Source organism: Candidatus Nitrosotenuis cloacae (assembly GCF_000955905.1).
GTDB lineage: Archaea > Thermoproteota > Nitrososphaeria > Nitrososphaerales > Nitrosopumilaceae > Nitrosotenuis > Nitrosotenuis cloacae.
The window spans coordinates 852,657-876,481 of sequence record NZ_CP011097.1; the positions used below are offsets into that span (position 1 = coordinate 852,657).

A 23,825-nucleotide genomic window follows, 5' to 3' on the forward strand; every position below is an offset into this window, starting at 1 on the left:
ATTGCAAAAAATCACTTGAAAACCATACTTTTCATAGCAATAGTTGCCGCAATCTCGGCAATTCCACTGTCTTTTGCAGACGAGGGAGTTGAGACAATAGAGGCCGAAGGAGAATCATTTGATGTCTCGTACAGCTTCGATGGCGAGCTTGTGGCAATACAAGTTGATCAAGAATCAACATCACTACTAGTCGGCACCACAAACGTGCAAGAATCCACACTTGAAATTTCATTTCCATCCGAATTGCTTGCGGCAGAAAACGCAGAGTTTGTAGTCCTAGTTGACGGACTGGAAACCGACTACACCATATCATATGCAGACAACAACCCAACCATCATGATACAAATCCCAGAGGCAACCGAAGAAATTGAAATCATTGGAACCACAGTGATTCCGGAATTTCCACTAGGTGTTTTGGCAATTATGGGTGCAGTCTCTGCAATGGCGCTAGTTTTTTCCAAGACTCGACCATTCAAGTAGTGATCTTTTCTAATTTTTTTGATTTTGCAGCAGTTTTGATCTCTTTTGCTATTCTTCGACCCATGCTCATTGGAACATCATGAATCAGAGTAGAGTATGGCGAGCCATCCATGTAGATGTTGGTGCCAGCAACAATTCTTGCAGAAAACTCAAAGCTCCAGAATTTCCCGTCCTGATCATATACTCCCTCTATGCAAAATGGCCCATTCATGCCTGGCTTTACCAGTCTTTTTGATGCAGAAACAAATCGCTCTCCCATCTGGTATACCTCATCTAGGAGGGATTCTCGCAGGACCATCGGACTGTTCCCTATGACATTAAACGATGAAATGTAATCCATTCCCATTTGCTGTGGGGCTGGAATTCTTGCCAGGCCTTCAATGTCGGATTCGTGCCTTTTGTCCACACCAAAGAACTCTAGGTTGCCAGTAAGTGGCGAGTAGAAAAACTGCAGATATGCCAAAACCCCAATCACATATTCCTGTAGGTATAGATCCGAATCACCTTTGATTAGTCCCTGTTTTACCAAAATATTGCGCTTTTTGATGTAGTCTTTTTCCGATGTAGTAAGAAAATAGCCCTTGCCACCAGCTGCACCATGTCTTTTTGCTATAGTAAGGCGATTGATCTTTTTGTGGTGGGGTATGGATTTTGGAACATTTAGCTTGGATTCAATCATGAGTTGCTCCTTTAGCTTTCTGTCGGACTCCCATCGTAGAATCCATTTGTTGCCAAAGACTGGGATTTTGATTGACTCGATTTGCTTTGTTGTCATTTGTGCAATTAGAGTTCCATGTGGAATCAAAACAGAGTTGTTCTTTTCCAGTATTGTGGTGCATTTTTTGTCTAAAACCTCTTCAAATGCATCCACTAGGATTAATTCATCAATGAAATCAAATCTCTTGTATAGTCGCTCTCGCTTTTTCTCGCATACCAACAAGGTCTTGAGTCCTTCGTCTTTTGCACCTTTCAGTACCTGTAGTGCGCAGTGAGACCCAAGTGTAGCAACAGATGCCATGTGTATGATGGTATTTTCAGGGTTTATGAAAGCTCGCTCTGAGTCTGGGACACAAACGCAAAGACCTCATCAATTAGCTCCATTGACAGGTCTTTTTTTAGATCTTCAGGTGTTGCTTTTAGAATAAAATCAATCATTGACATGTTCTTTGGTAATGTGTTTGGGTCTTTGGCATATATGGAATAAACCGAAATGGCATTTGATATTACAATTAGGACCTTTTCTCGATTGGATAACGTCATGGTTTGTTTGGTGACATCTAGGTAATTTCTAGTCTTATTTTCTGCGGGGGCGAATTATTCGCTCTATGATTAATCCCACGATACCCACAGATAATGCGATTATAATAGAGAGATAGAAATCTGATATTGGCTCTCCAAGGAGTGGTGCATCGGATGACATGTAAGACAATGTATCTCCATCCATTGGCATTGCAGATTCTGGCGGTGAGGCATATTGTGATTGATCAGCCGCATCTTCTGCAAACTGAGGTTCTGGGCTAGGCACTTCAGGTACTGTCTGCTCTGTAGTATCATATGCTGGAGCAGACTCGATTGATTCGACTCCACTATGTGTTGGCTCTTCTGTAGGTGCCGACTTCATTGCCATCTCTGGACTGGTCGCAGTAAATGCTGATTCAGGTGCATTAAATTGATTTCCAGAGTTTGCACGTGCATTTGATAGTACTACTCGGTTGTTTTGCTGGATGAATTGGGCCGAAAACCATGCCGCAAGTGACACACCGCCAATTGTTGCAAATCGGTATATGCGATTAAACGAGTTGAACAATGATTTTGAGGACTTTGCCTTCTCGGACATGCCCGATGGCAAAATTACAATGGCAAATTTGTCCACTGTATAATACTTCATGTCGTGCGATTTGGTGTTCTTTCCGGTTTGCGATATTTTGACCACGTTGCAGTCTTGCATCTTTTTGAGATGATACATAACTAATGGTAGTGAGATTTCTGTTTTTTGTGCTATTTGGTTTGCAGTCATTTCCTCATTGAATAATAATTTCAGAATTGTTCTAGACGAATCCGAGCTAAGTAACTCCCCTACTGCCTTGATACGATCATCATCAGTGGATAAGATCTCTATTTTGTCGTTAATTCCCATTGGATCTTCTGAGTCGCCCATGATTCAATGACGCTTCAGTGAATAGATATTAAAATTTTCGATTCAATTCTATTTTAATCAAAGGTAATAAGCAAACCTACCTATCATCATACCATGAACAAAACAATAACAGTCGCAACAGCGATAGGAGTTGTTCTTGCATTAGGGTTCTCATTAGGAGCAATCCCAAGTGGAATCAATGCACAGGCACAAACAGAGCCAACTCCATTCCCCTCACGAGAAAAAACAATTTCCGTGTCGGGCCAAGCAAGCACCTTTGTTGAACCAGACAGACTCAACATCAACTTTGGCGTAGAGGTCCAAAAACCAACTGCCAAAGAGGCACTAGATGAAAACAGTGCCAAGATGAACGAGGTAATTGACGCAATCAAAGCAGCTGGAATAAATGATGATGAAATCACAACATCCCAGTTCTCAATTTACCCAGTTTACGAGTCGTATCAGGAAAAGGAAACTGGAATCTACAAGCAAAGACTAACCGGCTACAGCGTATCTAACATCATCAGTGTCAAGACATCAAAGCTGGACTTGGCATCAAACATCATAGATGCAGCAGTAGATGCCGGAGTAAATCGTGTAGATAGTGTGTGGTTCTCCTTATCTGAGAAAAAACAACAACAAGTAAGCGATGATTTGTTGGCAGAGGCAGTCAAAAACGCAAAATCCAAGGCAGAAAAGGCACTTGTCCCCCTAGACTACCAAGTGATTGGAGTAAAGCATGTGAGCCTTTCTGAGGGCGGATACTATCCACCACCAATGCCATACTATGGCGCAATGGATGGATTTGCGATGGAAAAATCTGCAACACCAATCTTCTCATCTGACCAACAAGTCAGTGCAAGCGCAACCGTTGTCTTCCTAATTGGAAGCAACTAACTTTTTTATTTTTTCTATTTTCTTTGATAGTAAGGCCTCTTTTGGCAATATTATGGAGAATGCAGTACCTTTACCATCCTTGCTGTGAGCAGTAATCATTCCTCGATGTTGTTCTACTATCTTTTTGCAGCTTGCCAGTCCCAGGCCAGTTCCTGTCTGCTTTGTGGTGAATAGTGGCTCAAATATTTTGGGCAGGACATCATTTGATATGCCGCATCCAGTATCGAATATCTGAATCATCACATCGTTTGGCATATCCGATAGTGTAATGTCAATTTGTCCGGAATTGTTCATTGCCTGAATAGAATTCATCATTAGGTTGGTCAGTACGACTTCCATTTTGATTCCATCACAAACTACATACACAAAGTTTCGTGGTAGATTGATTGTAACGGTGTCCGGTTTTACTATTTTCTCTAAAGCTGCGGCAATTATTTCGTTTACTAGATGCTTCTCAAAGTGTAATGTACCTGGACGAACAAAATCCAACACATCCTCGATTTGATGTGATATTCTATCTACTGCACGATGCAACCTTCCGTAATAGATTATTTTTTCTTCCAAGAGCAATCGTTGTTTTGCTTCCATTATTTCCACGGTATTTTTTATCACAGATAATGGGTTTCTCAGATCATGTGCTAGTCTTGCTGCCAGCTCACCAATTGCTTTTAGCTTTTCAGATTTTTCACCTATTTTGGTGTCGATTCTCTCAATTGGTGCAATATATCCACATACCAATCCAATATTGGAATAATGATTCTTGATTGCTTCCTCGTTTGGTGCCTCTAATACACAACACATCTCTTGTGATTTATGATCATAAAATATCTCTACAGTGGATATCCCAAACTCGTTTATTTCTTGGTTTACAGTATCTATTATTTTGTCCAGGCCTGTCTCTGTCACTCTATGTCTTGCTATGAATTCGGGCACAAATCGGATAGCCTAAAACCGATTAAGTAAATTTAGATTTTTGATCCAAACAAACAGAGTGTAGTATGGTGGGAATCAGTAGCCATTTAGTATTTGTTCGTATTGAGACAGCTCCTCGATTGCACGTATTTTGCCCGAGGTTATCTTCATTAGTCTGTTTTTGTATGACAGATCAATTCTGGTTCGGCGCTCTAGCTGCTCAATTACTCGTTTTGTGAGGTATTTTCCCTTTCTGTCAGAATCAAACAGCAGGATCAGATTCTTGTGACAACAAACAGAATCTGCAAATTTTGTTATTCCGCCAAATCGATGAAACTCTAAAATTTGCTGCGAGTATCCCAAATTTTTGAGTGCTGCGGAATCACGCTTGCCCTCAACTACTACCATGCTTTCTGATGCCAAGTTTAGCGAGACGATGAAATTTCTCAGATCGGAAACCTCATCATATGAAATCTCCACAAGGCACAAACCTACACACTACCTAATTTGCCTTTTAGCAAATAATAATGACAAAAAACTGGACAAATTCTTCGTGCCCTACGAACAAACTTCTGGATCTTTTCTACGCAAGTGTTTTAATAATTTACGAGTAAGTCTTCTCAAGAATCCCCCAAAAGGTGAACATCAGGTTCACTGTGCCAGCCAAAGGTCTTGGGAGCGCTTTTTTGCTCTCAGGACTCTTTAGCCGTTTTATTCAAAAATTGTTTGTTCGTTTTGATTTGGCACATGAATTAATCATGTTTGTGTAGATGTCATATGATGGTAAAATCACAGTATTTTGACGATTATAACGTGGATTTGGCAAGGCTTGCATCAAAGATTCAAGCATACCTAACAGAGCACCATTTTGAGGTTGCAAGCTCCCAAGATGCCAAAGACATTCCAAGATATTTCATACAAGCAAGAAAGCGAGGAATTTTGCGAACAAGTGCTGGCATTAGGCGCAGCACAAACATCAACATTGATGGCATTCCCGACAGCTTTGAGATAAAAATCGGAACTGGTGAGTGGGGTAACAACATTTTGGTATCAGCTCCTCTTTTTGTAATACCTGTAGTTGGAATTGCAGCAACTGCTGCAAGAGTGTATTCTGCCAAGAAATTCGAATCAAACCTCTGGAAGCAGATCAAAGCCCATGTGGAATCACTAAAAAACACTGCAAAAATAAAACCATACACAAAATCCGATCAGTACAACTGCGATTATATCGAAGGATATCCTGGTTGGAGAGGAACTGTTGGCGGAAAGATGATACTTGAAAAAAAGGAAAATGGTGATAGGTTGGTCTTTGAGGCCCAAGACGGTGAGCAAATTACCATCCCAGCAGGTAAAATAGAAAAGGCAGCCATTGTTTTGCGAAAAAAAGGCCTCAAGGAAAACGATCTGTTATTGGAAATCACATGCAAAAACAAGGACGGCGATACGATTAGTCCTGTTTTGAATTTCTCAGACGATACAATAGCTTTGGCGTTATCTGGGATAAACCATCTAGTAGAGAAAACCTAGAGTGCGTCGCGTTTGATGAATTCTTGCTGAGCTTCCTTGATTTTACTATCATATGATACATCATAGCTCATGTCTACTAGCTCCACCACGCTTGTAATTGGTGTGATGGTTTCATCTGGCTGCTCTGTGAGATCATGTTGTAGGTTTAGTAGTGTGTCAATGCTGTCGGCTAGAATCATTCGTACTTCTTTGATGTAATCTACAACATCCGCATTATCGCTCATTATAATACCGAACATGAGATTGTCTAATTAATTTTTCAAGTGTGCAAACCAAACACTCAGGCACAAAACCAAAAAAATCGTTCGTTTTTTGCAAACAGACTAGGGCTTTAGCACATCTTTGGAAAAGATAATCCATGCATTATACTAGAAGAACGCCTACTGGTGCCTGCTCATTTGATGTAATACAATTACAAAACATGATCAAAATCTTTGGTACTATTCTCACCAGAAAGGAAATGATATTGTTCTCACATCAAACCAAATCTAACACCTACAAGACAACATTTCCAATACAAAAAAGAGGAGCTAAAATTGCAATCACCTAACCAGACCAAGATTCTCATATTGGGTGGAGGATTTGCAGGAATTTCCGTTCTGCGTGAACTGGAATCCACTTACAAAAACAACGATTCCATCAAAATCACTCTGGTCAATGAGGACAATTTCTTTTTGTTCACACCGATGTTGCCAGAATTGGCGTCTGGCATGATCAGGCCAAGCGCCATATCCATTCCACTAAGGATGGTGTGCAAAAAGACAGAGTTCATCCAGGCAAAGGTCTCATCCATTGATCTGAAAAGCAAACTCGTGGCAATCACCAGACCATTTGATGGAATGGTCAAGATTCTATCATATGACTATTTGGTAATAGCAATGGGTGGCACTACAAACTTTTTTGGCAACAAGCAAATAGAAAAGCACGCATTTACAATCAAAACAATCCAGGATGCCATAGGAATCAAGACTCATTTAATCCACATGCTAGAGATAGCAGACACTGAGAAAAACCCCGCACTGCAAGAAAAGCTGCTAACGGTAGTGGTGGTGGGGGCTGGCTTTGCAGGAGTGGAAACAATTGGTGAGCTGAACGATTTCATTAAAGATTCCGTGAGAAGCTACTATCACAATATCAACCCAGAAAACATCAAGATGATTCTAGTCTCTGCCAGTGATAAGATACTGCCTGAGCTTGGAGAAGAATTGGGCAAAAAGGCATACGAGTCACTCCAAAAGGCTGGAATTCGAATCATTCCAAACACAAAGGCAGTAGATGCAGGCGAGGATTTTGTGTTTTTGGGAAATGGCGAGACCATACCATGTGATACGATGATTTGGACTGCAGGCGTTACCATTGATTCTGTGATTACCAGTCTGGATTGCGAGCACAAATCAGGCAAAATTGTAGCGGACTCGTATCTGAGACTACCCAACTATGATACTGTATTTGCATTGGGTGATTGTGCAGCCATCACAGATACTAAAACCGGCGGATTATACCCGCCAACTGCCCAGCATGCTCTGCGAGAAAGCAAGATACTCTCACACAATCTAAAATGCGCAATATCTGGCAAACAAAACCAAAAACAATTCAACTTTGAGAGCAAGGGCATGATGGCAATTATAGGAAAAAGAGACGGAATTGCAAAAATATCTGGCCATTCCTTGACTGGAATTCCGGCGTGGTTTGTCTGGAAGACATACTATTTGATGATGCTTCCAACATTTGAGAAAAAGCTCAAAGTAGCACTGGACTGGACCGTAAACTCGCTCTTTACGCGGGACATCACGCTGGTTCGCAAGATAAAGCGCAAGTCCATCAACCAGTTTTCCTCAGACGGTATGGACAGTCTGGATCAGGTCTTGTTTAGATCAGAGGAATCTGCCAAAATACAGGCTAGCAAAGTTTGAGCAGTTTAGATGCAAAATCCGATTTTTCATTAAAATAAATACCGAATCCAGAGCAAACATACCATGATAGGAACAGACTTGGAAAAATGGCGCAGGACTCATTATTCTAACCAATTATCTTCCAAGCTAGCGGACACCGAGGTTATGGTGATGGGTTGGGTCCTGTCAGTGAGGGGACATGGAAACATTTCATTTATGGCACTAAAGGACAAGGAAGGTGAAATACAAGTTGTGGCAAAGGCAGGAAGCTGTCCGGATGATGTGCGGGAAAAGATATCTCATCTCAAGGCGCACTCGTCAGTTGGCATACTGGGCACCATAAAACCATCTGAGAAAGCACCAAGTGGTGTTGAAATCATACCAAAAGAGCTCAAGGTTTTCTCCGAGGTAGAAAAGATTCCTCCATTTGAGCCATATGCAAAGACCGTAAAGAACATCGACACTAGATTGGAGATCAGACCAATTGATCTAAAAAGAAAGTCACTGCAACACATATTCAAAGCAAGAAGCTTGGTGCTAAAATCAATTCGGGATTATTTTTATGAAAATGGGTTTTTGGAAATCAACACGCCAAAGATGATTGCAACTGCAACAGAGGGCGGCGCAGCACTATTTCCCATATTCTATTACAACAAGGAAGCTTTTCTGGCACAATCTCCACAGTTGTACAAAGAACAACTCACGATGAGCTTTGAGAAGGTATTTGAGATTGCACCAATATTTCGAGCAGAGCCATCTAGAACAAACCGACACCTCTCTGAGGCAATCTCAATAGACATGGAAGAGGCCTATGTTGATTATAATGATATCATGAAAAGAATTGAAGACGTGATAAAATCATGCATCAAAACAATATCAGAATACGCAAAGAACAACCCAGAATCGGAATTTGTCGTACCAGATCTGCCATATACAATCCCGCAATACACCTATGCGGAATTGGTCGATAAAATGCAAAAAGCTGGGGCAAAGACAGAGTGGGGCGATGATCTTTACCCATCAAATCTAAAAAAGATAGGTCTAAGTGGATTTTATTTCATAAAGGATTGGCCTACCGGACCAAAACCATTCTATGTTAAAATAAACAAGTCAGACCCAAAAATATCCGAGTCCTTTGATCTGATGTTTGGTGATCTGGAGCTATCATCAGGTAGTACGAGGGTTGAAAAAAGAGCAGAGCTCGAAGAGCGCATGAAAAACAAGGGCCTAAAGATTGACGCATTTGAGTATCACCTGAGGGCATTTGATTATGGGGTGCCACCACACGCAGGGTGCGGAATCGGACTTGAGCGACTAATCATGGCACTCACAGGCACTGAAAACATAAGAGACACCACATTTTACCCAAGAGACGTAGACAGGCTAACGCCTTAGGGAGATGTCTTTGGTCACAAAAGAAGAAATCCAGAACATTGCAAAGCTAATGCGAATTGATATTGAAAATGCCGATGAATATTTCGATCGAGTTCAAAAGGTGCTGAGTTATTTTGATATTTTGGATAAAGCAGACATTGAGGGAGAGGAGATACCAGTACAAGATGTAGGAATTGATAATCTACGAGAGGACCAGCACATTCCATTTGATGACAAACTAATCCAGCAACTCAAAAACTACAAGGGAAGCTACATCCGGGCTCCAAAGATGAACTAGATTGAGCCTTGCCATTTCCGCCATCGATTACATCAATGGCATCAAAAACGGAAGCATCACGTCTGAGGAGTTTGTTGCAAAAACCATCGAGCACATAAAAAAGCATGAGCCTAGACTGCACGCATTTTTATCAATAAACGAGGATGCCATAGAGCAGGCACGCCAGATAGACAAGAAAGTAAAGCTAGGCCAAAAGGTTGGCGCATTTTACGGCATGCCAATATCCATCAAGGATAACATCTGCATCAAGGGTGGCAAGACAACATGCGCATCAAAGATGTTAGAGAATTACACCGCCCCATATGACGCAACAGTAGTATCAAACCTAAAATCACAGGATGCCATCATAATCGGCAAAACAAATCTAGATGAATTTGCGATGGGTGTTGCAACCGAGTTTTCAGCATTTGGCCCAAGCAAAAACCCATGGAATATAGATTATGTTCCAGGCGGCTCGTCTGGCGGTAGTGCAGTTTCGGTTGCAGGGCTGGAATCTATTCTATCGCTTGGCTCTGATACCGGCGGCTCGGTTAGAAATCCCGCCAGCTTTTGCAGCATTGTTGGCCTAAAGCCGACATACGGCCTGGTATCTAGGTATGGTTTGATATCATACTCTAATAGCATAGAGCAGATTGGCCCAATGGGTAGAAAGGTGGAGGATGTGGCGTTGTTATTGAATCACATCGCAGGAAAAGACCCGCATGATCCCACCACACTAACAAATCCAACCTCGGACTATCTATCCGAAATCGATGTAGGGGTTTCTGGAAAAAAAATAGGCATCATAAAGGAGATGAGTTCAGGTGCAGGCCTGGACAAAACAGTGGAATCGGTTTTCAGAAATGCGGTGTCTGCATTTGAAAAACTTGGTGCCAAAATAGAAGAAGTATCGCTAGATATGGTGGAATATACAGTTGCAACATATTATATTCTGACTACGGCCGAAGCTGGCAGCAACTTGTCCAGATATGATAATCTGAGGTACGGGTACGATCTGGATTCTGAAGGATATGAGTTCAAGTCATACATCTCAAAAGCAAGAAGGAGTTTTGGACCAGAAGTAACCAGAAGAATGATTCTGGGCGGATTTGTCCCATCCGCTGGATTTGCAGGAAAGTACCTGCTTAAGGCACTAAAGGTCAAAAATAAGCTAAAAAAACAAATTCAGTCAGCATTTACAAAATTTGATTATTTGATATCGCCAACAGTTCCGGTGTTGCCATTCAAATTTGGCGAAAAAATAAACGACCCACTTGCAATGTATCTGGCAGACATCAATACAGTAACTGCAAACCTTACAGGCATTCCAGCAATATCCATTCCATATGAAATAAGAAATGGCCTGCCAGTTGGCGTGCAAATTCATGCAAATATCCTGCAAGAAAAACCATTACTACAAGCAGGTTATGCACTACAGAACACCACCAAAATTCCGGAGATCACACTATGATAGGCCTTGAAATCCACTGCCAGTTAACCAAATTAGAAAGTAAACTGTTTTGCACATGCAAGGCAAACTATCGCGAATTTGAGCCAAACACAAACATCTGTCCCACATGCATGGGGATGCCCGGAACCCTACCAAGACTCAACAAAAAGGCAGTGGAAAAGGCAACAATGATTGCAATGGCGCTAAACTGCCACACCCCACAAAGGCTTGGGTTTTTTAGAAAAAACTATTTTTACCCAGATTTGCCAAAAAACTTTCAAATCACGCAGCTCAACATGTATGGCCCAACATCAATTGGTGATCAGGGCAAGGTATCAGTTGAGGGCAAAGAAATACGAATCAGGCGAATCCAGCTAGAAGAGGACCCCGGCAGGCTAATCTACGAAGGCGCATCGGAGAAAACTGCAATCACACTTGTTGATTACAATCGCGCAGGCACACCACTAGTGGAGATAGTAACCGAGCCTGACTTTGATAGTCCGAGGCAGGTCCGAATCTTCCTAAATGTACTATCTGATCTATTGCAAAACTTGGATGTCTCAGACCCAACACTGGAAGGTGCAATGCGTGCAGACGCCAACGTATCAGTACAGGGTGGTCCGCGAGTTGAGGTCAAAAACATTGGCTCTTTTCACGACTTGGAAAAAGCGATTCACTTTGAGATGACAAGACAGCAAAGTCTCAAGGAAAGAGGAATCGAAATATCACAGGAGACTCGTCACTGGGATGACAAACGCAAAATCACCATATCATCCAGATCAAAAGAGGAAGACGAAGATTATCGGTATATTTTGGAAGGCGACATACCATGGGTTGTAATGGATAATTCCTCCATAGAAACATGGAAAAAGAAAATGCCAGAGAGCATCAGCTCAAAAAAAGAGCGATACATCACAAAATATGGCATTCCATCTCAGGTGGCAGATGTATTATCATCTGATAAATATTATTCTGACTTGTTCGAGCAGGCCCACAATGAAGCAAACGCAAAAGAGATTGCAAATCTGATCACCACAGATATGATGGGTTTGGTTGATACTAGAGAAAAAAGAGAACAATCAAAGCTCATACCAAGGCATCTCGCTGATCTGATTGATATGGTGAATTCTGGCAAAGTAACTCGCAGCTCGGCAAAAAATGCCCTAGTTGAAATAGTAAAATCCGGAAAATCAGTATCCGAGATAATATCCAGTACCGGCATGGCAAAGATATCAGATGAATCCGAGCTTGGCAGAATCATAGATGACATAATACTACAGGAAGGTGTGGCAGTCCAGCAGGCAGGGGAAAACCCCCAAACCATAAACTATCTGGTAGGAAAGGTAATGCAGAAAACAAATGGCAAGGCAGATCCTGCCATCACACTAAAGATATTCAAAGAGAAAATTGGAATCTGATCTGGATGAAAATGAGGTAGAGATTGCCCGAATTATGGTGAGATTACCGGAATTTGCATGGTTGAAAACAGCAGAGATTGCAAAAATCAAACATGAAATTAGGCACAAAATAGCAAGAACACTCCAGCAATATTATTTGGAAAATACTAGGATGGTTCAGAGTGATTGGAGTGCTAGATTCATCCAAGCCGGCATAACAGAGGATGATGGAAAATCTGCAATATCCTGTGCAAGAAGACTGGGAATTGAAATATCATAGCATCATGTGCGGATTCATGCAATGTTTGTCTGATTTGAACACACTATACCATAGGTTGCAAATCTGATGAATCCACATTGGATTTGGGCCTCAGCATAGCAATAGGTGGTGGAATAATTTGTGCAACGGTACTGTTGGTTTTATCAATAATGTTTTCCCTTACTACTCAGACCTACGAGGTAAACTCGGCAAGGTCCCAAAGCTCAGAATTGGAGCGGACTCTAATTCACACAAATTTTACCATCAGTGATTTGTATGCACAATCCGGCAGTGACAGAGTAAGCTTTACACTACAAAATACAGGTCTTGAAAAACTATGGAATTATAACAAATTCGCAGTAATTGTAAAGTATAACGCAACCATTACGGGAAACCCAGTCCTTACATCAGAATATCTAACATATGATTCAACGACTGCATTTGGTGGGGCTGGAGTAAGCAGTGGAAGCACTCAGTTTGCAAGGCCGGATCAAGACGTATCAAAGGAAAACTGGGATGATGCAGTTGGTGGCGATAATGATGACATTCTGTATGATGAGGTCGACGAATCTACTCAAAACGATACTGACTATGCAACATCCGGTTCATTGAGTCTGCTGGATACCAGCGAAACTTGGGAGACGGGACTAACAAACGTCATAGATCCGCAGACGTCATCAAATCACATTGTAAAGTATGTGTATCGAAAAAACACATCAGGTGGAAACGTAATTGATCTTACGGTAAGGCTGATGCAAGGAAGCACTACAATAGCATCCTGGACACACACCAATATAGGAAACACATTCACGCTTGCATCCCAGACGCTAAGTGTAGGTGAGACTGATTCCATAACAAATTATTCCGATCTTAGATTGAGATTTACTGGAACATACTCAAGCGGACTTGCTGCAAGGACAGTGCAAATTTCTTGGGCGGAATTTGAGGTTCCAGCGGCAAGCGGGATTTATGATTGCTCATTGGTATCAGTTACTGCCGGCAAGTGGACCATAGATAGAATAATGAGTGATCTGATGGATCCTCGCATCCTAAACTCAAATGAGGACAGTCGAGTCTGCATTAGACTATCCAATAATGTGCATTCTGGGAGCAATGTCTTGGTAAGTGTGGCAACAGATCTTGGCAAAACAGAATCTGATTCAATCAACACATGACCCAAGAAAACATAAAACATTGTACCCCCAAAATATGATGTTTGAAGAGTCTTGTTTTGTTATTGCTGGCAATCATGGTATCGACTACATCAGCATTTGCTTTTGCAGAAGATATTAGTCACTTTCCATACAATGGGATTTGCGCTCCGGGATTCGTACCATTAGATGAGATATGCGTTTTAAATGACAGGTGTGGCCCTGGTGCATATCCAGGAAAGGTCTGTACGATGGATGGTAAGACATTTCCATATCTTAGCCCTCGCCAACAAGGAAATGCCGGAATATCTGCGGAAAATGTAATCTGCGCAGAAGGCCTAGAACTTGTTTTCAAGGCAAGCAATGGAGCCCCTGCCTGTGTCAAGCCAGAATCCATCACAAAGATAGAGGACCGTGGCGGATGGCAAAAATCAAGGCCAGACCTTGCGTGCACTCTTGAATACGCACCAGTTTGCGGCGTCAATAACATCACATATGGAAATGCCTGCATGCTAAGTGCGGATCACATTGCACTAAAAAACAAGGGAGAATGTACTGCAAATCCAGAAGAGCGAGGCGGTGTATTTCCAAACACATTTGATTATACCATAAATGCGCCAGAGATAGATTCGGATAAAGGATATTTTGTTGAGGAAATAGCAGATGGGCTATACTGGCTTGTGGGAAGCGGCTACCAAACAATGTTTCTTACTACTGGGGAGGGAGTGATTGCAATTGATGCGCCACAACCAATCAGCCAAAAATACATCGATGCAATAAGCGAGGTTACAGATGAGCCAATAACTCACATGATCTATTCTCATTACCACCAAGACCATACTGGTGCTGCAGGCCAGATATTTCCACAAGACATTACATACATTTCACACCAAGAAACAGCTGATTCCATAGTGCAGGAAAACGATACTGAGAGGCCGATCCCAAGTGTAACATTTGAGGACAACTATACTCTGACGATTGGTAGCCAGACATTAGAGCTGTACCACATTGGTAATTTTCACTCCAGTGGAGATATTGTGATTTATTCCCCATTCCACAAAGTTGCCATGGTAGTTGATCTGATACGCCCAGGAATTACTCCATATCGGGCATTTGCAGTAACACCAGACATCGAACAATACATCAATGCCCATTATACATTGGTGGAGGATTTTGACTTTGATGTCATGGTTTCAGGCCATACCGGAATTTTGGCAACAAAAGAGCATATCAAGACAAACAAGCAATTCACACTAGATGTCATGGAAAACGCCGAAAATGCACTTCAGGTTCAGAACTCGGATCCAGTACAGACATGTGTAGATGACACCATTAAACAGTGGAGTGGAAGGCTGGAAAAACTAGATGAATTCATGGTAGAGCACTGTACTGCGATGATCAACTATCTATCCGAATAACTTTTCAGCATATCAAATAGTTTGATAGTATTGTAAACTTGGAAAATGTTGTGTGATGTTATGGGTGAGTTTTTTCTTGAGAAAGTTTATTTTCTGATTTTTTTGATTTCCTGAGACACTAGCGGCAAAAACGCCCCAACATCAGTTACTATACCTAGTGCCTGCCAGGTACCCCTATCCATGAGCTTGGTTACAGTTGGCTGTGAGATATCCACCACTATTACCTTAACGTGTGCTGGCAACATGTTACCAGTAGCTATGGAATGCAACATTGTAGATACCATGATTACCATCTTTGCCTCCTTGAGGACTTTTTTGTATTCTTTTTGGGCAACTGCAGTATCTGTGATCACATCCGGCAATGGCCCATCATCCCTAATAGAGCCTGCCAGAATGTATGGAATCTTTTTTTTGACACATTCATACAGGATGCCGCGTCTCAGCTCGCCCTTTTTTACCATGTTAGAGATAGAGCCTGCTCGAAATACTGCATTTATTGTATCCATGTGGTTTCGGTGTCCCTTGACAGCAAGTGAGCCGTCATGGACATTCATGCCAAGAGATGTACCTAATGTGGCATATTCTATATCATGGACTGCCAAGGCATTTCCTGCCAATATCCCATCAATGTAGCCCAGTCTGATCAGTTCTGCAACAGAATCAGCTGCACCAGTGTGAACGATGGCAGGACCACCAACCAAGAGTATCTTTCCGCCAGATTTTTTTGTCCTGAAAATATCCTCGGCTACTTTTTTTGCAATGTGCTGTGTTGGTCGCTCAGAGGAGCTGCTACTACCCATAAATGCAAACACGTTAGAGCCCTCCCTTGGTCGCTCTGGCGGTGTTATTTTTACGCCAGACTCACCCACTACTACAAGGTCACCCTTTTTGATGTCACGAATTGGTGTGCAGCTTGCTTTGCCGTTTTTGACTACAATGCACTTGTCCATCATCATGTTATCTACTAGTACCCACTTGTCAGACAGTAAGATTTCCGTGGTATTGTTTGTAGTAGAATAGAAATCATCTGGCATTACCATGTCTTTTGGTGCCGCCTTTAGGGATACATTTTTGCCAATTGTCGCAGTTGCACCCTCCCTGTATACCTGCTCTAGAATTTTATCCAGATGGTCTTGGGTTTTTCCCTGGATTTGCAGCTTGGCATAGCTTGGCTCTTTTTTCTTTTTTCCCACATTCATTTGTAGGACCTCAAACTCGCCGCCAAGGTCCATTATAACATCAAATATCTTGGTTAGTATCATGGAGTCAATTAGGTGTCCTCGCACCTCCACCTCGGATGAAAACTTGGTCATTTGACTATGATACTCTGGGTGTCGAATTTAAAATATGTCTCATATACAATATTTGACAAGCACAAAACAATCTACTATACTGGCAGGATAACTTTGCCTTCAAATTTCGGTATGTTGTCCTTTTGGAACTGCTCTACGATTTGGTCGCACTGGTCCTTTTGTATTCCCTGGACTAGTGCTTTTGTGAAACCATTCTTATCACAAATAGAGATAATGTACCCGCTGGTGTCAGTGAGAACAAATCCGCTGGACTCATCCACCACCGCATACAGGTTTTCCTCACCAACCGGTTCCCATATGTCGGATTTTGTGTCGCGCAGAGCAAGTGCTGGCATTGCTCTATTGTTTGTAAGCTTGTTGAGATATTCGCGGGATGTTGCAACTCGTTTTTTTCCCAGAGTCAGTGCTTGAAAGTATTGCAAGTATCTTGGATTAGTGCAATAATTATTAAAACGTAAGGCAGTCGATAGTGTAATGCCACTGACAAACCAAGTCATCATACTCTTAAATGAAATAACTACCCAAGTACAAAACAAAAAAGCCCTCACCCCACAAGATGAATCACTAATCAAAGAGATATTTAACAAGATGTTAAGCTGCGGTCAATATTACAATGTAGAAGAGATTGAATCTTGGTTTGAAAACGAGGGAACTTGGACTCACAGACCAACCATAATCCGAATAACCAACATGTCTCATTATGTCCAGTCTAGATTTGATCAGGCACCAAAAAAGCTCAACGTAATAAAAGAGCCAGACGATTGTGGCTGCCACTAGGATTCCAGTTTTTCCAGTAATTTAGCTACGGTCTTGCTGTTATCTGCTCTTTGGGATAAGATTTCATCCACTCGTTTTTGGACTATAACGGTTTTCTCAGATGTAATCAGCTGAAAGTATTCCTCATCCAATGTGTTGTTTGCCTGCAGTCTCTTTATTATCTCAAATAATATTCCAATGAGTTCGTTTTGGGCTCGAATAAGGTCATCCTTTTCTGAAATCGACATGCTCCAGATCACATCTACGAGTTTAAGAGTATTTTCTGCAGCAATTTTTTGATTTTCGGATCTGTTATCTGTTTTTTTGCAGAGTCAAAGAATGGTTTTAGTTTTTGCTTGGAATAACCAAATTTTTTGTAGATGTTTGCCTGCAGCGCCATTTCCAGTTTGTCTACTTGATGGAGCAGTTTTGCTTCCGGGGTTTGATTTTTTTGGTATTCCATCCAAATTGCATGATATTGATTTTTGGTTTTTGGTTCTAATGTTGAGAGAATTTTTTTCATTGCTAGGTTTTCTAGTTTTGTCTTTTTTGATTTTGGTCCATCTTCTGGGGTAAGATCACCCGTAATGGATTCGGCCAAATCATGCAGTATTGCCATTTTGAGCACTTTTGCTGAGTCCAGTCGCTTTGAATCAGACAGAATCATCGCTATTGCCGCAACACCATATGCATGGTCCGCAACCGATTCAGGTCTTTTGATTCCAATCTTTTTTTGCCAGCCTGACCTCGGGATAGTCTTTAGATGTAAAATAAAATCAAAAATAGTGCTAGTATTTTCTTGTATCGCCTTCAAGTAGGCCTGATCCATGATGAACCCGGTCTATATGCCTTGAGAGCTCGTCTTTTGTGTCAAATTCGGATTGGCAATATGGGCATGAAACTTTGCTCATTACCCCACACCAATCAATGCATCTATTAAATTAATTGTGATAATCAAAGGATAATAATTCCAGTCACATCACCACACCATTGAAGATATACACCAAAACAGGTGATGATGGCACCACTGGATTGCAAGGCGGAAAAAGAGTATCAAAATCAGACCTTAGAATCCAGGCATATGGTCTAGTAGATGAGATAAATTCTGTTTTGGGGATTGTACTGACTCACGAACTAGATGTAGACCTCAAGAATTTACTGACATTAATCCAAAACGAGCTGTTCGTTGCAGGCTCGGATCTGTCAAATCCAGACCTTGCAAGTACGAAAAATAGGATAGTAAATCCCATGATTCTAAATCTGGAAAACCACATCGATAAGTTTGAAGGTGAGTTGGCTCCACTTGCAAACTTCATACTTCCTGGCGGCCACAAAATAGCATCGTTTCTACACTTGGCGCGCACAACGACTCGACGAGCAGAAACGATATTGGTGGAGTTATCAAAATCCGAGCAGATAAATCCTGAATGCCAAAAATACCTAAATCGTTTATCTGATCTTTTATTTGTCATGGCACGTCTGGTAAACAAGCGAACCAACACACCAGATGTAATATGGAAGCCATGAGAAATTTCTCACGCACCAAAAGACACTTTAATTCCTAAATTTTGACGGAAACTGACGCCAAGGTAGCTCAGCCTGGGAGAGCACTCCGCTGAAGACGGAGCCGTCGTGGATTCAAGTCCCACCCTTGGCACATATTTTTTTTCTTATCTGCGATCATAATGTATGCAAAATGTTTTATCATCATTTTATTATGGTAGAACATGGGAAGACGAACTACGATAATTCTAAACGATAAACTATTCACAAAATTGCTTAAAATTCAATCAGAGAAAATACTAGAGCTGAATACGTCAATAAGCCTATCATCCATCATTAACAGACTGATTGAGGAAAAAATACTAGATCATGATGTGAAAAAACCAAATAAAAAAATTCCAGAGACAAGCGATGTCATTCTAGAGAAAATAGATGAGATGCAAAATTATGACCATCTGGCATTTACTATTCACAACAATAACGATTTTGGTAATCACCTATCAGAATTCATCATGCAGGGATTGAAGATGAATCTTCTAAATGTCATGATCGTATCAGAAAGAGAGGCAAAAAAATACGTCGAGTTACTAAAGCAAAATGGAATCAATGCGCTTGATCTCATAAGATCACAGGACATAATCATACTATCACACGAAGAGATTTTTGGGAAGGTAAAATTCGGCACAATTGAGCCAATACTCAAACGCGTAGGCAAATTAACAAGCATAGTCAAAGCAAAGAAAAAATCAGGTATGAACGTCATAGGTACAATAGCTGGTACTTTGGCGGGCACCGGGCAACATGAGCAATGCCTGAAATTGGAAAAAGTTTGGCATGAATCAATTCCAAAATTTGAAGTTCCAATCAGAGTTGTATGTCCGTATCACACACCAATATCTTCCGAAATAGTAGATTCTCTTGTTTTGAATCATACTGATGATTTTGTACGATAAACAACAGCCAATTCCATAAATCGAAAGAATCCTTAATAATCTAAAACGTAAATTCCTATCATGATAAAGTCCATACCAGACGGATTTCACAGTGCAACAATCTGCCTCACACTAAAAGATGCATCGGCCGCAATTGAGTTTTACAAAAAAGCATTTGATGCACAAGAGCTATTCCGAATGATGGGCAAAGATGGAAAACAAATAATGCATGCAGAGATAAAAATTGGTGATTCCATCATAATGATAAACGATGAATTTCCACAAATGAATTTTAGATCACCTCAGTCAATAGGTGGCTCTGGTAGTGGCGTGTACCTGTACATGAATAATGTGGACGATACACTCAAAAAAGCAGCTGCAAATGGTGCAAAAATTACAATGCCGGCAACAGACGTGTTCTGGGGCGACAGAATGGGATCAATGGAGGATCCATTTGGCCACATTTGGAGTATTGCCACCCATGTAAAAGACGTGAGCCCAGAAGAGATGATAAAGGGCGCGCAAGAAATGAAGGAAAACTGTCAGTGAGAAAAAGATCGAATAATTTTTTCCAAGCAAATCAAAAAGTAAGTAATGTTTTAATACATCGAAATTGCCTCATGAGAAAGTTAACTTGGCAAAAAAAGTAACAAAAAAACCAGCTAAAGAGGAAAAGAAAAAGGCAAAGGCGACCACACCCAAAAAGGAAAAGCCTGCTAAAAAAGCCAAAAAGAACACCAACTTTGTAGCTGACGACGGCCTAGTCATAATTGATGAGAAAATAGAAGAAGATAAGGAAGCCGAGCTAGAGGCACGCAAGGCATATCTTGAAGAAGCAAGATCACAAGAAGTCGAAGACTAACTTTATTTGCAAATACATCATATCATAATAGTGCGAGCAGTCTGTCTTATTACAATAAAACCCGGCAAAACAGACAAAGTTCTGGAATCGCTCCACAAAAAAAGAAAACTTCTCAAGGAGATCCTGCCAGTTACCGGCAGAGCAGACGTTTGCGTCTTGTTGCAGGGCTCCATAGACGAGATAAACAACATGGTAATTGACTTTAAGAAAATCAAGGAAATAGTGACCACGGAAACCCTAATTGAGGTGGAGGTAAACCTGGGATGGTAAAGGCAGTAATTTTGGTAAAATCACCAAAAAAGCTGATTGCAGCCAAGCTTGGCAAGCTCCAGTACGTGTACAACTCTTTTCCAGTTTCCGGCCAGTTCGATGCAGTAGCATTTGTCCAAGTCGATGATTTATCCCAAATCCGAGAGGTCACTACAAAAATCCAAATGATTCCCGGCGTTGAGCGAACCGAAACCATGATGGAAATACAATAAAGCATTTAACATTGTAGTGTATAATCACCCTGTGAACATAAAGCGTGTAGGAAACGTAATTTTGGCAGTAAAAGACTTGGACAAGTCCATTGCCTTTTACCACGAATTGCTCGGGTTGCCAATCAAAAACCAAAGAAGAACATGGGTTGATTTGGGACAGACGGGTGCGTTGCTAAGCTTGCATCCAGCCGGACTGACAGCGGATCATTCTGCAAACAATCTTGAAGGTGGAATTGTTGTTGGCTTTTTGGTCGGCGATGTCAAATCAGCAATGGATGAGCTGAAATCAAAAGGAGTCAAGGTTCACCGGGAGATAATGGACCGAGAGGCAGGCAAAAACGCCATAGTGCTAGACCCAGACGGATACATGGTATCTTTGTTTGAGCCTAAATTTGCAGACTCGGACCAGCAATCAAAAGGATATCACGGATTTACTCCGGCCTAAAAAATACTCTTTACCTTTCTTATTATTTCATCTAATGATTTTGCACTTGGATTTATCGAAATATAATATACAACATTTTTGTTTGGCACACATACTACGATTGCATTTTTGTGTCTAATTGTAACAGAGTCCAGATTGCCAAAGGCTTTGGCCTGGGAATGGCGTAGTGTTATCAGGTTTGATATGATAAAGAACTCGTTTTTTGCATTCTCTGGGTTTAGCAGTGGCTTGAGTCCAGGCTGGATTATTCCAGTCAATGTGCGCCCAAATTCGTTTATCACCCCAGCATAGCGCACTGACTTTGATATGCCCAGTATTTTTTGGCAGTCTTTTCTGTACTGTATGATAGTGTCCTTCCATTTCTGCTCAGGGGTTTTGTTCAATGGTTAGACTCAGCATACTAAAGTTAAAAAGAGTTTGTTCATGCCATAAAAAATAAAATTTTGATCACAATAATTATTTGAATATCTCTTGGAGCTTTTTGTAAAAATTTGCACTAAATCTTAAATAAAATGATGTACATTGTATGACGATGCATAAGGACATCAGTTCTGAAGCATAAAAGGCGCGTGACCTAAGCAGAACGAATTGTGTTCCCGCTTGGTGCAATAGCACATTGGGATAGAGAGGTGTTCTCTCATGTTCTGCGTTTGTGGGTCACGCCTATTTGTTTTCCATTCTCAGAGAACGCTGTGACTATTTTTTCATAATAATCAAGATCAGTCTTAAATAACATTTTGACGTATAATACCCAACGAGAAACTATCACTTCTGCGTCGTAGATTTGATAGAAATAGGAAAACGATCATGTTATTACGAAACTATTTCGTTGTAGTTTTCCACTTGTTTTCTCGTTGTGATTTTAGACCTTTTTGTTCTTGAATGACTCAATTCTCTTTTTTAGTTCTGCATTTTCCAGTCTGAGTCGTTCGTTTTCTTCCTTGGTGGTATAGTCAGATGCCATTTTATGGCTCATTGGGTGTCCTGGCGCAAACATGCTAGATGACATGTCCATCAAACCAGATGCATGTTTTAGGTACATCTTGTTGAACTCATTAATCTTGCCAGTAAATGTGGTGTTTTCTGCAATCATTTTTTCCTTTAGCTTGGCAGGATTCATAGTCATTGGACCAACCATTGCCGGCGGATATCTTAGTGAGGTAAACGGACTAAGGCTAAATCCCAGTGGATAGCCGTGCATCTCCATGAACGCTCGAATCTCAGTTGGATCCATGTTTTTCCCACGCCGGAACGGTATTTTTGCTTTGGCATTACGCATTAGATATACCGCCCAGCTAATTCCTAGTCATTTTTAATCAAATTGAGCTGATCGCGGATCCTTATAGCGATCAGAGATCGCATGCCCAATACACATGGGATTCAAGCTAAAGCACTGCATCAAGTGCAAAAAAAACATCAGCATGGGTGAGCTACACAAAATCGTAATGTATGTAGTCCAAGAAAAGTTCACAGATCATCACTATGAGCACATAGAGTGCCCTGACAAGTTTACAGTCTAGTCGGTGTGCACCCAGACAGGGTACAGTTGTCCGTCATCTCTATGATACTTCCACTCATTGTTCTTCCAGACCACCTTTTCAAATGAGGGTTGGGTAGATGGATGAATTCTTGCATACACATCATCACCAATTAGAATTTGGTTTTGCTTTGCCATGCCTTGGATTTTTGCTGCAATGTTCATTACAGGACCCAAGATGTCAACGTGTGATTTTTTGGCATCTGCTCCATACCTGACTATCATGTTTTCACCATAGTCGATTCCTATTTTGATTGCCAAGTCCGGATAGTCGTACTGGTTTAGAATTGGATTGATTCCCTTTTGGATTACTGATAACATGGACTTGGCACACATTACTGCATTGTCTGCTGGCTGGAGTTGGTTTTCCTCTGCTGGAAAATAGCCAATCACGGCATCACCTACAAACTTTAGCACAAAGCCCCCATGGTGTCGGATTGTTTGCGCCATCTCTTGCGCAAAGCAGGTGATTATGATAGCTACTTTTTCCTCAGGTAGTGCAAGTGTGATTTGTGTAGAGCCAACCAAATCGACATACATTACCACCATTTTCATTCTGGAAAAGACGTTTTTTCGCAAAAATGCATCGGATTCATCTTCCTGCGGTGAATACTCGTATCCACTCTTTAGTGCACGCCAGACCCGGTTTTGGGTTTCCTTGATCAGAGTTTCAGAATCCACCACGCGCTCTGAGGGTTTGGATAGCATCATGTCAATTACGCCATAGTCTTTTTTGGCCTTTTTTGGCGCAGGTTTTGGCTCACTCGCTGGGGCGTTTGGTTTTTCTTTGCTACTCATCATACAACACTATTCCAGGGGAAAAC

35 protein-coding genes and 1 tRNA gene are annotated in these 23,825 nt (G+C 41.3%); 22 read left to right on the forward strand and 14 right to left on the reverse strand.

The annotated features are described in order from the left end of the window. Positions 1 to 15 precede the first annotated feature (15 nt). Positions 16 to 480 carry a hypothetical protein gene (locus SU86_RS04750; RefSeq protein WP_052755507.1) on the forward strand — a complete coding sequence of 155 codons (465 nt, stop codon included), beginning with the start codon at positions 16 to 18 and terminating at the stop codon, positions 478 to 480. On the opposite strand, the gene SU86_RS04755 is transcribed toward SU86_RS04750, so the two are convergent. From SU86_RS04755 to SU86_RS04765, 3 genes are read right to left on the reverse strand one after another with little or no spacing between them, the layout of a single operon-like run. Beyond that, complete coding sequence (locus SU86_RS04755; RefSeq protein WP_048187812.1) at positions 473 to 1,498, reverse strand: formate--phosphoribosylaminoimidazolecarboxamide ligase; 1,026 nt, start codon at positions 1,496 to 1,498, stop codon at positions 473 to 475. The two genes, SU86_RS04750 and SU86_RS04755, sit on opposite strands and share 8 nt — an antisense overlap. 23 nt (positions 1,499 to 1,521) lie before the next feature. Continuing rightward, positions 1,522 to 1,740, reverse strand: a complete 219-nt coding sequence (locus tag SU86_RS04760; RefSeq protein ID WP_048187816.1) for a hypothetical protein — start codon at positions 1,738 to 1,740, stop codon at positions 1,522 to 1,524. A 34-nt stretch (positions 1,741 to 1,774) separates the two neighbouring features. Beyond that, positions 1,775 to 2,638, reverse strand: a complete 864-nt coding sequence (locus SU86_RS04765; protein WP_048187818.1) for an ArsR/SmtB family transcription factor — start codon at positions 2,636 to 2,638, stop codon at positions 1,775 to 1,777. Positions 2,639 to 2,731: 93 nt separating this feature from the next. Between SU86_RS04765 and SU86_RS04770 the strand changes: the two genes are divergently transcribed. Beyond that, positions 2,732 to 3,514, forward strand: a complete 783-nt coding sequence (locus SU86_RS04770) for an SIMPL domain-containing protein (RefSeq protein ID WP_048187819.1) — start codon at positions 2,732 to 2,734, stop codon at positions 3,512 to 3,514. Here SU86_RS04770 and SU86_RS04775 read toward each other — a convergent pair. Together SU86_RS04775 and SU86_RS04780 are read right to left on the reverse strand one after the other, a co-directional pair. After that, positions 3,497 to 4,447: a sensor histidine kinase gene (locus tag SU86_RS04775; protein WP_158507474.1), complete on the reverse strand. Its 951-nt coding sequence runs from the start codon at positions 4,445 to 4,447 to the stop codon at positions 3,497 to 3,499. The genes SU86_RS04770 and SU86_RS04775 overlap by 18 nt on opposite strands. A gap of 75 nt (positions 4,448 to 4,522) precedes the next feature. Continuing rightward, the gene (locus SU86_RS04780) at positions 4,523 to 4,906 is read right to left on the reverse strand and encodes a toprim domain-containing protein (RefSeq protein ID WP_048187821.1); all 384 of its coding nucleotides are present in this window, start codon (positions 4,904 to 4,906) and stop codon (positions 4,523 to 4,525) included. 300 nt (positions 4,907 to 5,206) lie between these two features. Between SU86_RS04780 and SU86_RS04785 the strand changes: the two genes are divergently transcribed. Further along, on the forward strand, positions 5,207 to 5,953 hold the full coding sequence (locus SU86_RS04785) for a hypothetical protein (RefSeq protein ID WP_148550793.1): 747 nt from the start codon (positions 5,207 to 5,209) through the stop codon (positions 5,951 to 5,953). Here SU86_RS04785 and SU86_RS04790 read toward each other — a convergent pair. Beyond that, positions 5,950 to 6,177 carry a hypothetical protein gene (locus SU86_RS04790; protein ID WP_048187825.1) on the reverse strand — a complete coding sequence of 76 codons (228 nt, stop codon included), beginning with the start codon at positions 6,175 to 6,177 and terminating at the stop codon, positions 5,950 to 5,952. The two genes, SU86_RS04785 and SU86_RS04790, sit on opposite strands and share 4 nt — an antisense overlap. A 134-nt stretch (positions 6,178 to 6,311) precedes the next feature. Here SU86_RS04790 and SU86_RS04795 point away from each other — a divergent pair, with 134 nt between their 5' ends. The 9 genes from SU86_RS04795 (at position 6,312) to SU86_RS04835 (ending at position 15,171) form a co-directional block, all read left to right on the forward strand. After that, entirely contained in the window at positions 6,312 to 6,503 is a 192-nt protein-coding gene (locus SU86_RS04795) for a hypothetical protein (protein ID WP_048187827.1), read from the forward strand. Then, a complete protein-coding gene (locus tag SU86_RS04800) occupies positions 6,490 to 7,866 on the forward strand; it encodes an NAD(P)/FAD-dependent oxidoreductase (RefSeq protein WP_048187829.1) in 1,377 nt (458 codons plus the stop codon). The genes SU86_RS04795 and SU86_RS04800 overlap by 14 nt, the downstream gene beginning before the upstream one ends. A 63-nt stretch (positions 7,867 to 7,929) precedes the next feature. Then, positions 7,930 to 9,240: an aspartate--tRNA(Asn) ligase gene (gene aspS / locus SU86_RS04805; RefSeq protein ID WP_048187831.1), complete on the forward strand. Its 1,311-nt coding sequence runs from the start codon at positions 7,930 to 7,932 to the stop codon at positions 9,238 to 9,240. Positions 9,241 to 9,244: 4 nt separating this feature from the next. Continuing rightward, the gene (locus tag SU86_RS04810; protein WP_236687658.1) at positions 9,245 to 9,517 is read left to right on the forward strand and encodes an Asp-tRNA(Asn)/Glu-tRNA(Gln) amidotransferase subunit GatC; all 273 of its coding nucleotides are present in this window, start codon (positions 9,245 to 9,247) and stop codon (positions 9,515 to 9,517) included. Between the two features lies 1 nt (position 9,518). Next, entirely contained in the window at positions 9,519 to 10,967 is a 1,449-nt protein-coding gene (gatA, locus tag SU86_RS04815; protein WP_048187832.1) for an Asp-tRNA(Asn)/Glu-tRNA(Gln) amidotransferase subunit GatA, read from the forward strand. Then, positions 10,964 to 12,364: an Asp-tRNA(Asn)/Glu-tRNA(Gln) amidotransferase subunit GatB gene (gene gatB, locus SU86_RS04820; RefSeq protein ID WP_048187834.1), complete on the forward strand. Its 1,401-nt coding sequence runs from the start codon at positions 10,964 to 10,966 to the stop codon at positions 12,362 to 12,364. The genes gatA and gatB overlap by 4 nt, the downstream gene beginning before the upstream one ends. Continuing rightward, positions 12,354 to 12,623, forward strand: coding sequence for a hypothetical protein (locus SU86_RS04825; protein WP_052755512.1), 270 nt, complete (start codon positions 12,354 to 12,356; stop codon positions 12,621 to 12,623). The genes gatB and SU86_RS04825 overlap by 11 nt, the downstream gene beginning before the upstream one ends. 77 nt (positions 12,624 to 12,700) lie before the next feature. Next, positions 12,701 to 13,777 (forward strand): hypothetical protein, encoded by a 1,077-nt coding sequence (locus tag SU86_RS04830; RefSeq protein WP_048187835.1) that lies wholly within the window; start codon positions 12,701 to 12,703, stop codon positions 13,775 to 13,777. Between the two features lie 41 nt (positions 13,778 to 13,818). Continuing rightward, positions 13,819 to 15,171, forward strand: coding sequence for an MBL fold metallo-hydrolase (locus SU86_RS04835; protein WP_236687659.1), 1,353 nt, complete (start codon positions 13,819 to 13,821; stop codon positions 15,169 to 15,171). Between the two features lie 86 nt (positions 15,172 to 15,257). On the opposite strand, the gene SU86_RS04840 is transcribed toward SU86_RS04835, so the two are convergent. Both SU86_RS04840 and SU86_RS04845 read right to left on the reverse strand, forming a co-directional pair. Next, positions 15,258 to 16,484, reverse strand: coding sequence for an ornithine cyclodeaminase, nickel-pincer nucleotide-dependent (locus SU86_RS04840; protein ID WP_048187837.1), 1,227 nt, complete (start codon positions 16,482 to 16,484; stop codon positions 15,258 to 15,260). A 74-nt stretch (positions 16,485 to 16,558) separates the two neighbouring features. After that, positions 16,559 to 16,906: a hypothetical protein gene (locus SU86_RS04845; protein WP_048187839.1), complete on the reverse strand. Its 348-nt coding sequence runs from the start codon at positions 16,904 to 16,906 to the stop codon at positions 16,559 to 16,561. 52 nt (positions 16,907 to 16,958) lie between these two features. Here SU86_RS04845 and SU86_RS04850 point away from each other — a divergent pair, with 52 nt between their 5' ends. Beyond that, the gene (locus tag SU86_RS04850) at positions 16,959 to 17,261 is read left to right on the forward strand and encodes a hypothetical protein (RefSeq protein WP_048187842.1); all 303 of its coding nucleotides are present in this window, start codon (positions 16,959 to 16,961) and stop codon (positions 17,259 to 17,261) included. On the opposite strand, the gene SU86_RS04855 is transcribed toward SU86_RS04850, so the two are convergent. The 3 genes from SU86_RS04855 to SU86_RS10100 are packed head-to-tail and all read right to left on the reverse strand — an operon-like array spanning position 17,258 to position 18,151. Beyond that, positions 17,258 to 17,488 carry a hypothetical protein gene (locus SU86_RS04855; RefSeq protein WP_048187844.1) on the reverse strand — a complete coding sequence of 77 codons (231 nt, stop codon included), beginning with the start codon at positions 17,486 to 17,488 and terminating at the stop codon, positions 17,258 to 17,260. The genes SU86_RS04850 and SU86_RS04855 overlap by 4 nt on opposite strands. 14 nt (positions 17,489 to 17,502) lie before the next feature. Next, positions 17,503 to 18,054 (reverse strand): HD domain-containing protein, encoded by a 552-nt coding sequence (locus tag SU86_RS04860; protein WP_236687660.1) that lies wholly within the window; start codon positions 18,052 to 18,054, stop codon positions 17,503 to 17,505. Continuing rightward, on the reverse strand, positions 18,029 to 18,151 hold the full coding sequence (locus tag SU86_RS10100; protein WP_256363740.1) for a hypothetical protein: 123 nt from the start codon (positions 18,149 to 18,151) through the stop codon (positions 18,029 to 18,031). The genes SU86_RS04860 and SU86_RS10100 overlap by 26 nt, the downstream gene beginning before the upstream one ends. A gap of 79 nt (positions 18,152 to 18,230) precedes the next feature. Here SU86_RS10100 and SU86_RS04865 point away from each other — a divergent pair, with 79 nt between their 5' ends. The 8 genes from SU86_RS04865 to SU86_RS04900 all read left to right on the forward strand — a co-directional run bounded on the left by SU86_RS04865 (position 18,231) and on the right by SU86_RS04900 (position 21,464). After that, positions 18,231 to 18,767, forward strand: coding sequence for a cob(I)yrinic acid a,c-diamide adenosyltransferase (locus SU86_RS04865; RefSeq protein ID WP_048187847.1), 537 nt, complete (start codon positions 18,231 to 18,233; stop codon positions 18,765 to 18,767). A 56-nt stretch (positions 18,768 to 18,823) separates the two neighbouring features. Further along, positions 18,824 to 18,897, forward strand: a tRNA-Phe gene (locus SU86_RS04870). Between the two features lie 70 nt (positions 18,898 to 18,967). Next, complete coding sequence (locus tag SU86_RS04875; RefSeq protein ID WP_052755516.1) at positions 18,968 to 19,696, forward strand: MEDS domain-containing protein; 729 nt, start codon at positions 18,968 to 18,970, stop codon at positions 19,694 to 19,696. A gap of 60 nt (positions 19,697 to 19,756) precedes the next feature. Beyond that, positions 19,757 to 20,224, forward strand: coding sequence for a VOC family protein (locus tag SU86_RS04880; RefSeq protein ID WP_048187848.1), 468 nt, complete (start codon positions 19,757 to 19,759; stop codon positions 20,222 to 20,224). An 85-nt stretch (positions 20,225 to 20,309) separates the two neighbouring features. Continuing rightward, positions 20,310 to 20,537 (forward strand): hypothetical protein, encoded by a 228-nt coding sequence (locus SU86_RS04885; RefSeq protein WP_048187849.1) that lies wholly within the window; start codon positions 20,310 to 20,312, stop codon positions 20,535 to 20,537. A 30-nt stretch (positions 20,538 to 20,567) separates the two neighbouring features. After that, entirely contained in the window at positions 20,568 to 20,807 is a 240-nt protein-coding gene (locus SU86_RS04890; protein ID WP_048187851.1) for a hypothetical protein, read from the forward strand. Beyond that, on the forward strand, positions 20,801 to 21,019 hold the full coding sequence (locus SU86_RS04895; RefSeq protein WP_048187852.1) for an Lrp/AsnC ligand binding domain-containing protein: 219 nt from the start codon (positions 20,801 to 20,803) through the stop codon (positions 21,017 to 21,019). The genes SU86_RS04890 and SU86_RS04895 overlap by 7 nt, the downstream gene beginning before the upstream one ends. A gap of 31 nt (positions 21,020 to 21,050) precedes the next feature. Beyond that, positions 21,051 to 21,464 (forward strand): VOC family protein, encoded by a 414-nt coding sequence (locus SU86_RS04900; RefSeq protein WP_048187854.1) that lies wholly within the window; start codon positions 21,051 to 21,053, stop codon positions 21,462 to 21,464. Here SU86_RS04900 and SU86_RS04905 read toward each other — a convergent pair. Both SU86_RS04905 and SU86_RS04910 read right to left on the reverse strand, forming a co-directional pair. Then, positions 21,461 to 21,847: a hypothetical protein gene (locus SU86_RS04905; protein WP_048187856.1), complete on the reverse strand. Its 387-nt coding sequence runs from the start codon at positions 21,845 to 21,847 to the stop codon at positions 21,461 to 21,463. The genes SU86_RS04900 and SU86_RS04905 overlap by 4 nt on opposite strands. 479 nt (positions 21,848 to 22,326) lie before the next feature. Next, positions 22,327 to 22,698 (reverse strand): hypothetical protein, encoded by a 372-nt coding sequence (locus SU86_RS04910; protein WP_148550795.1) that lies wholly within the window; start codon positions 22,696 to 22,698, stop codon positions 22,327 to 22,329. Between the two features lie 139 nt (positions 22,699 to 22,837). On the opposite strand from SU86_RS04910, the gene SU86_RS09900 reads away from it, so the two are divergent. Next, entirely contained in the window at positions 22,838 to 22,984 is a 147-nt protein-coding gene (locus SU86_RS09900) for a hypothetical protein (RefSeq protein WP_177318920.1), read from the forward strand. Here the strand turns inward: SU86_RS09900 and SU86_RS04915 are convergent. Further along, positions 22,981 to 23,799, reverse strand: coding sequence for an adenylate/guanylate cyclase domain-containing protein (locus tag SU86_RS04915; protein WP_048189228.1), 819 nt, complete (start codon positions 23,797 to 23,799; stop codon positions 22,981 to 22,983). The two genes, SU86_RS09900 and SU86_RS04915, sit on opposite strands and share 4 nt — an antisense overlap. Positions 23,800 to 23,825: the final 26 nt, after the last annotated feature.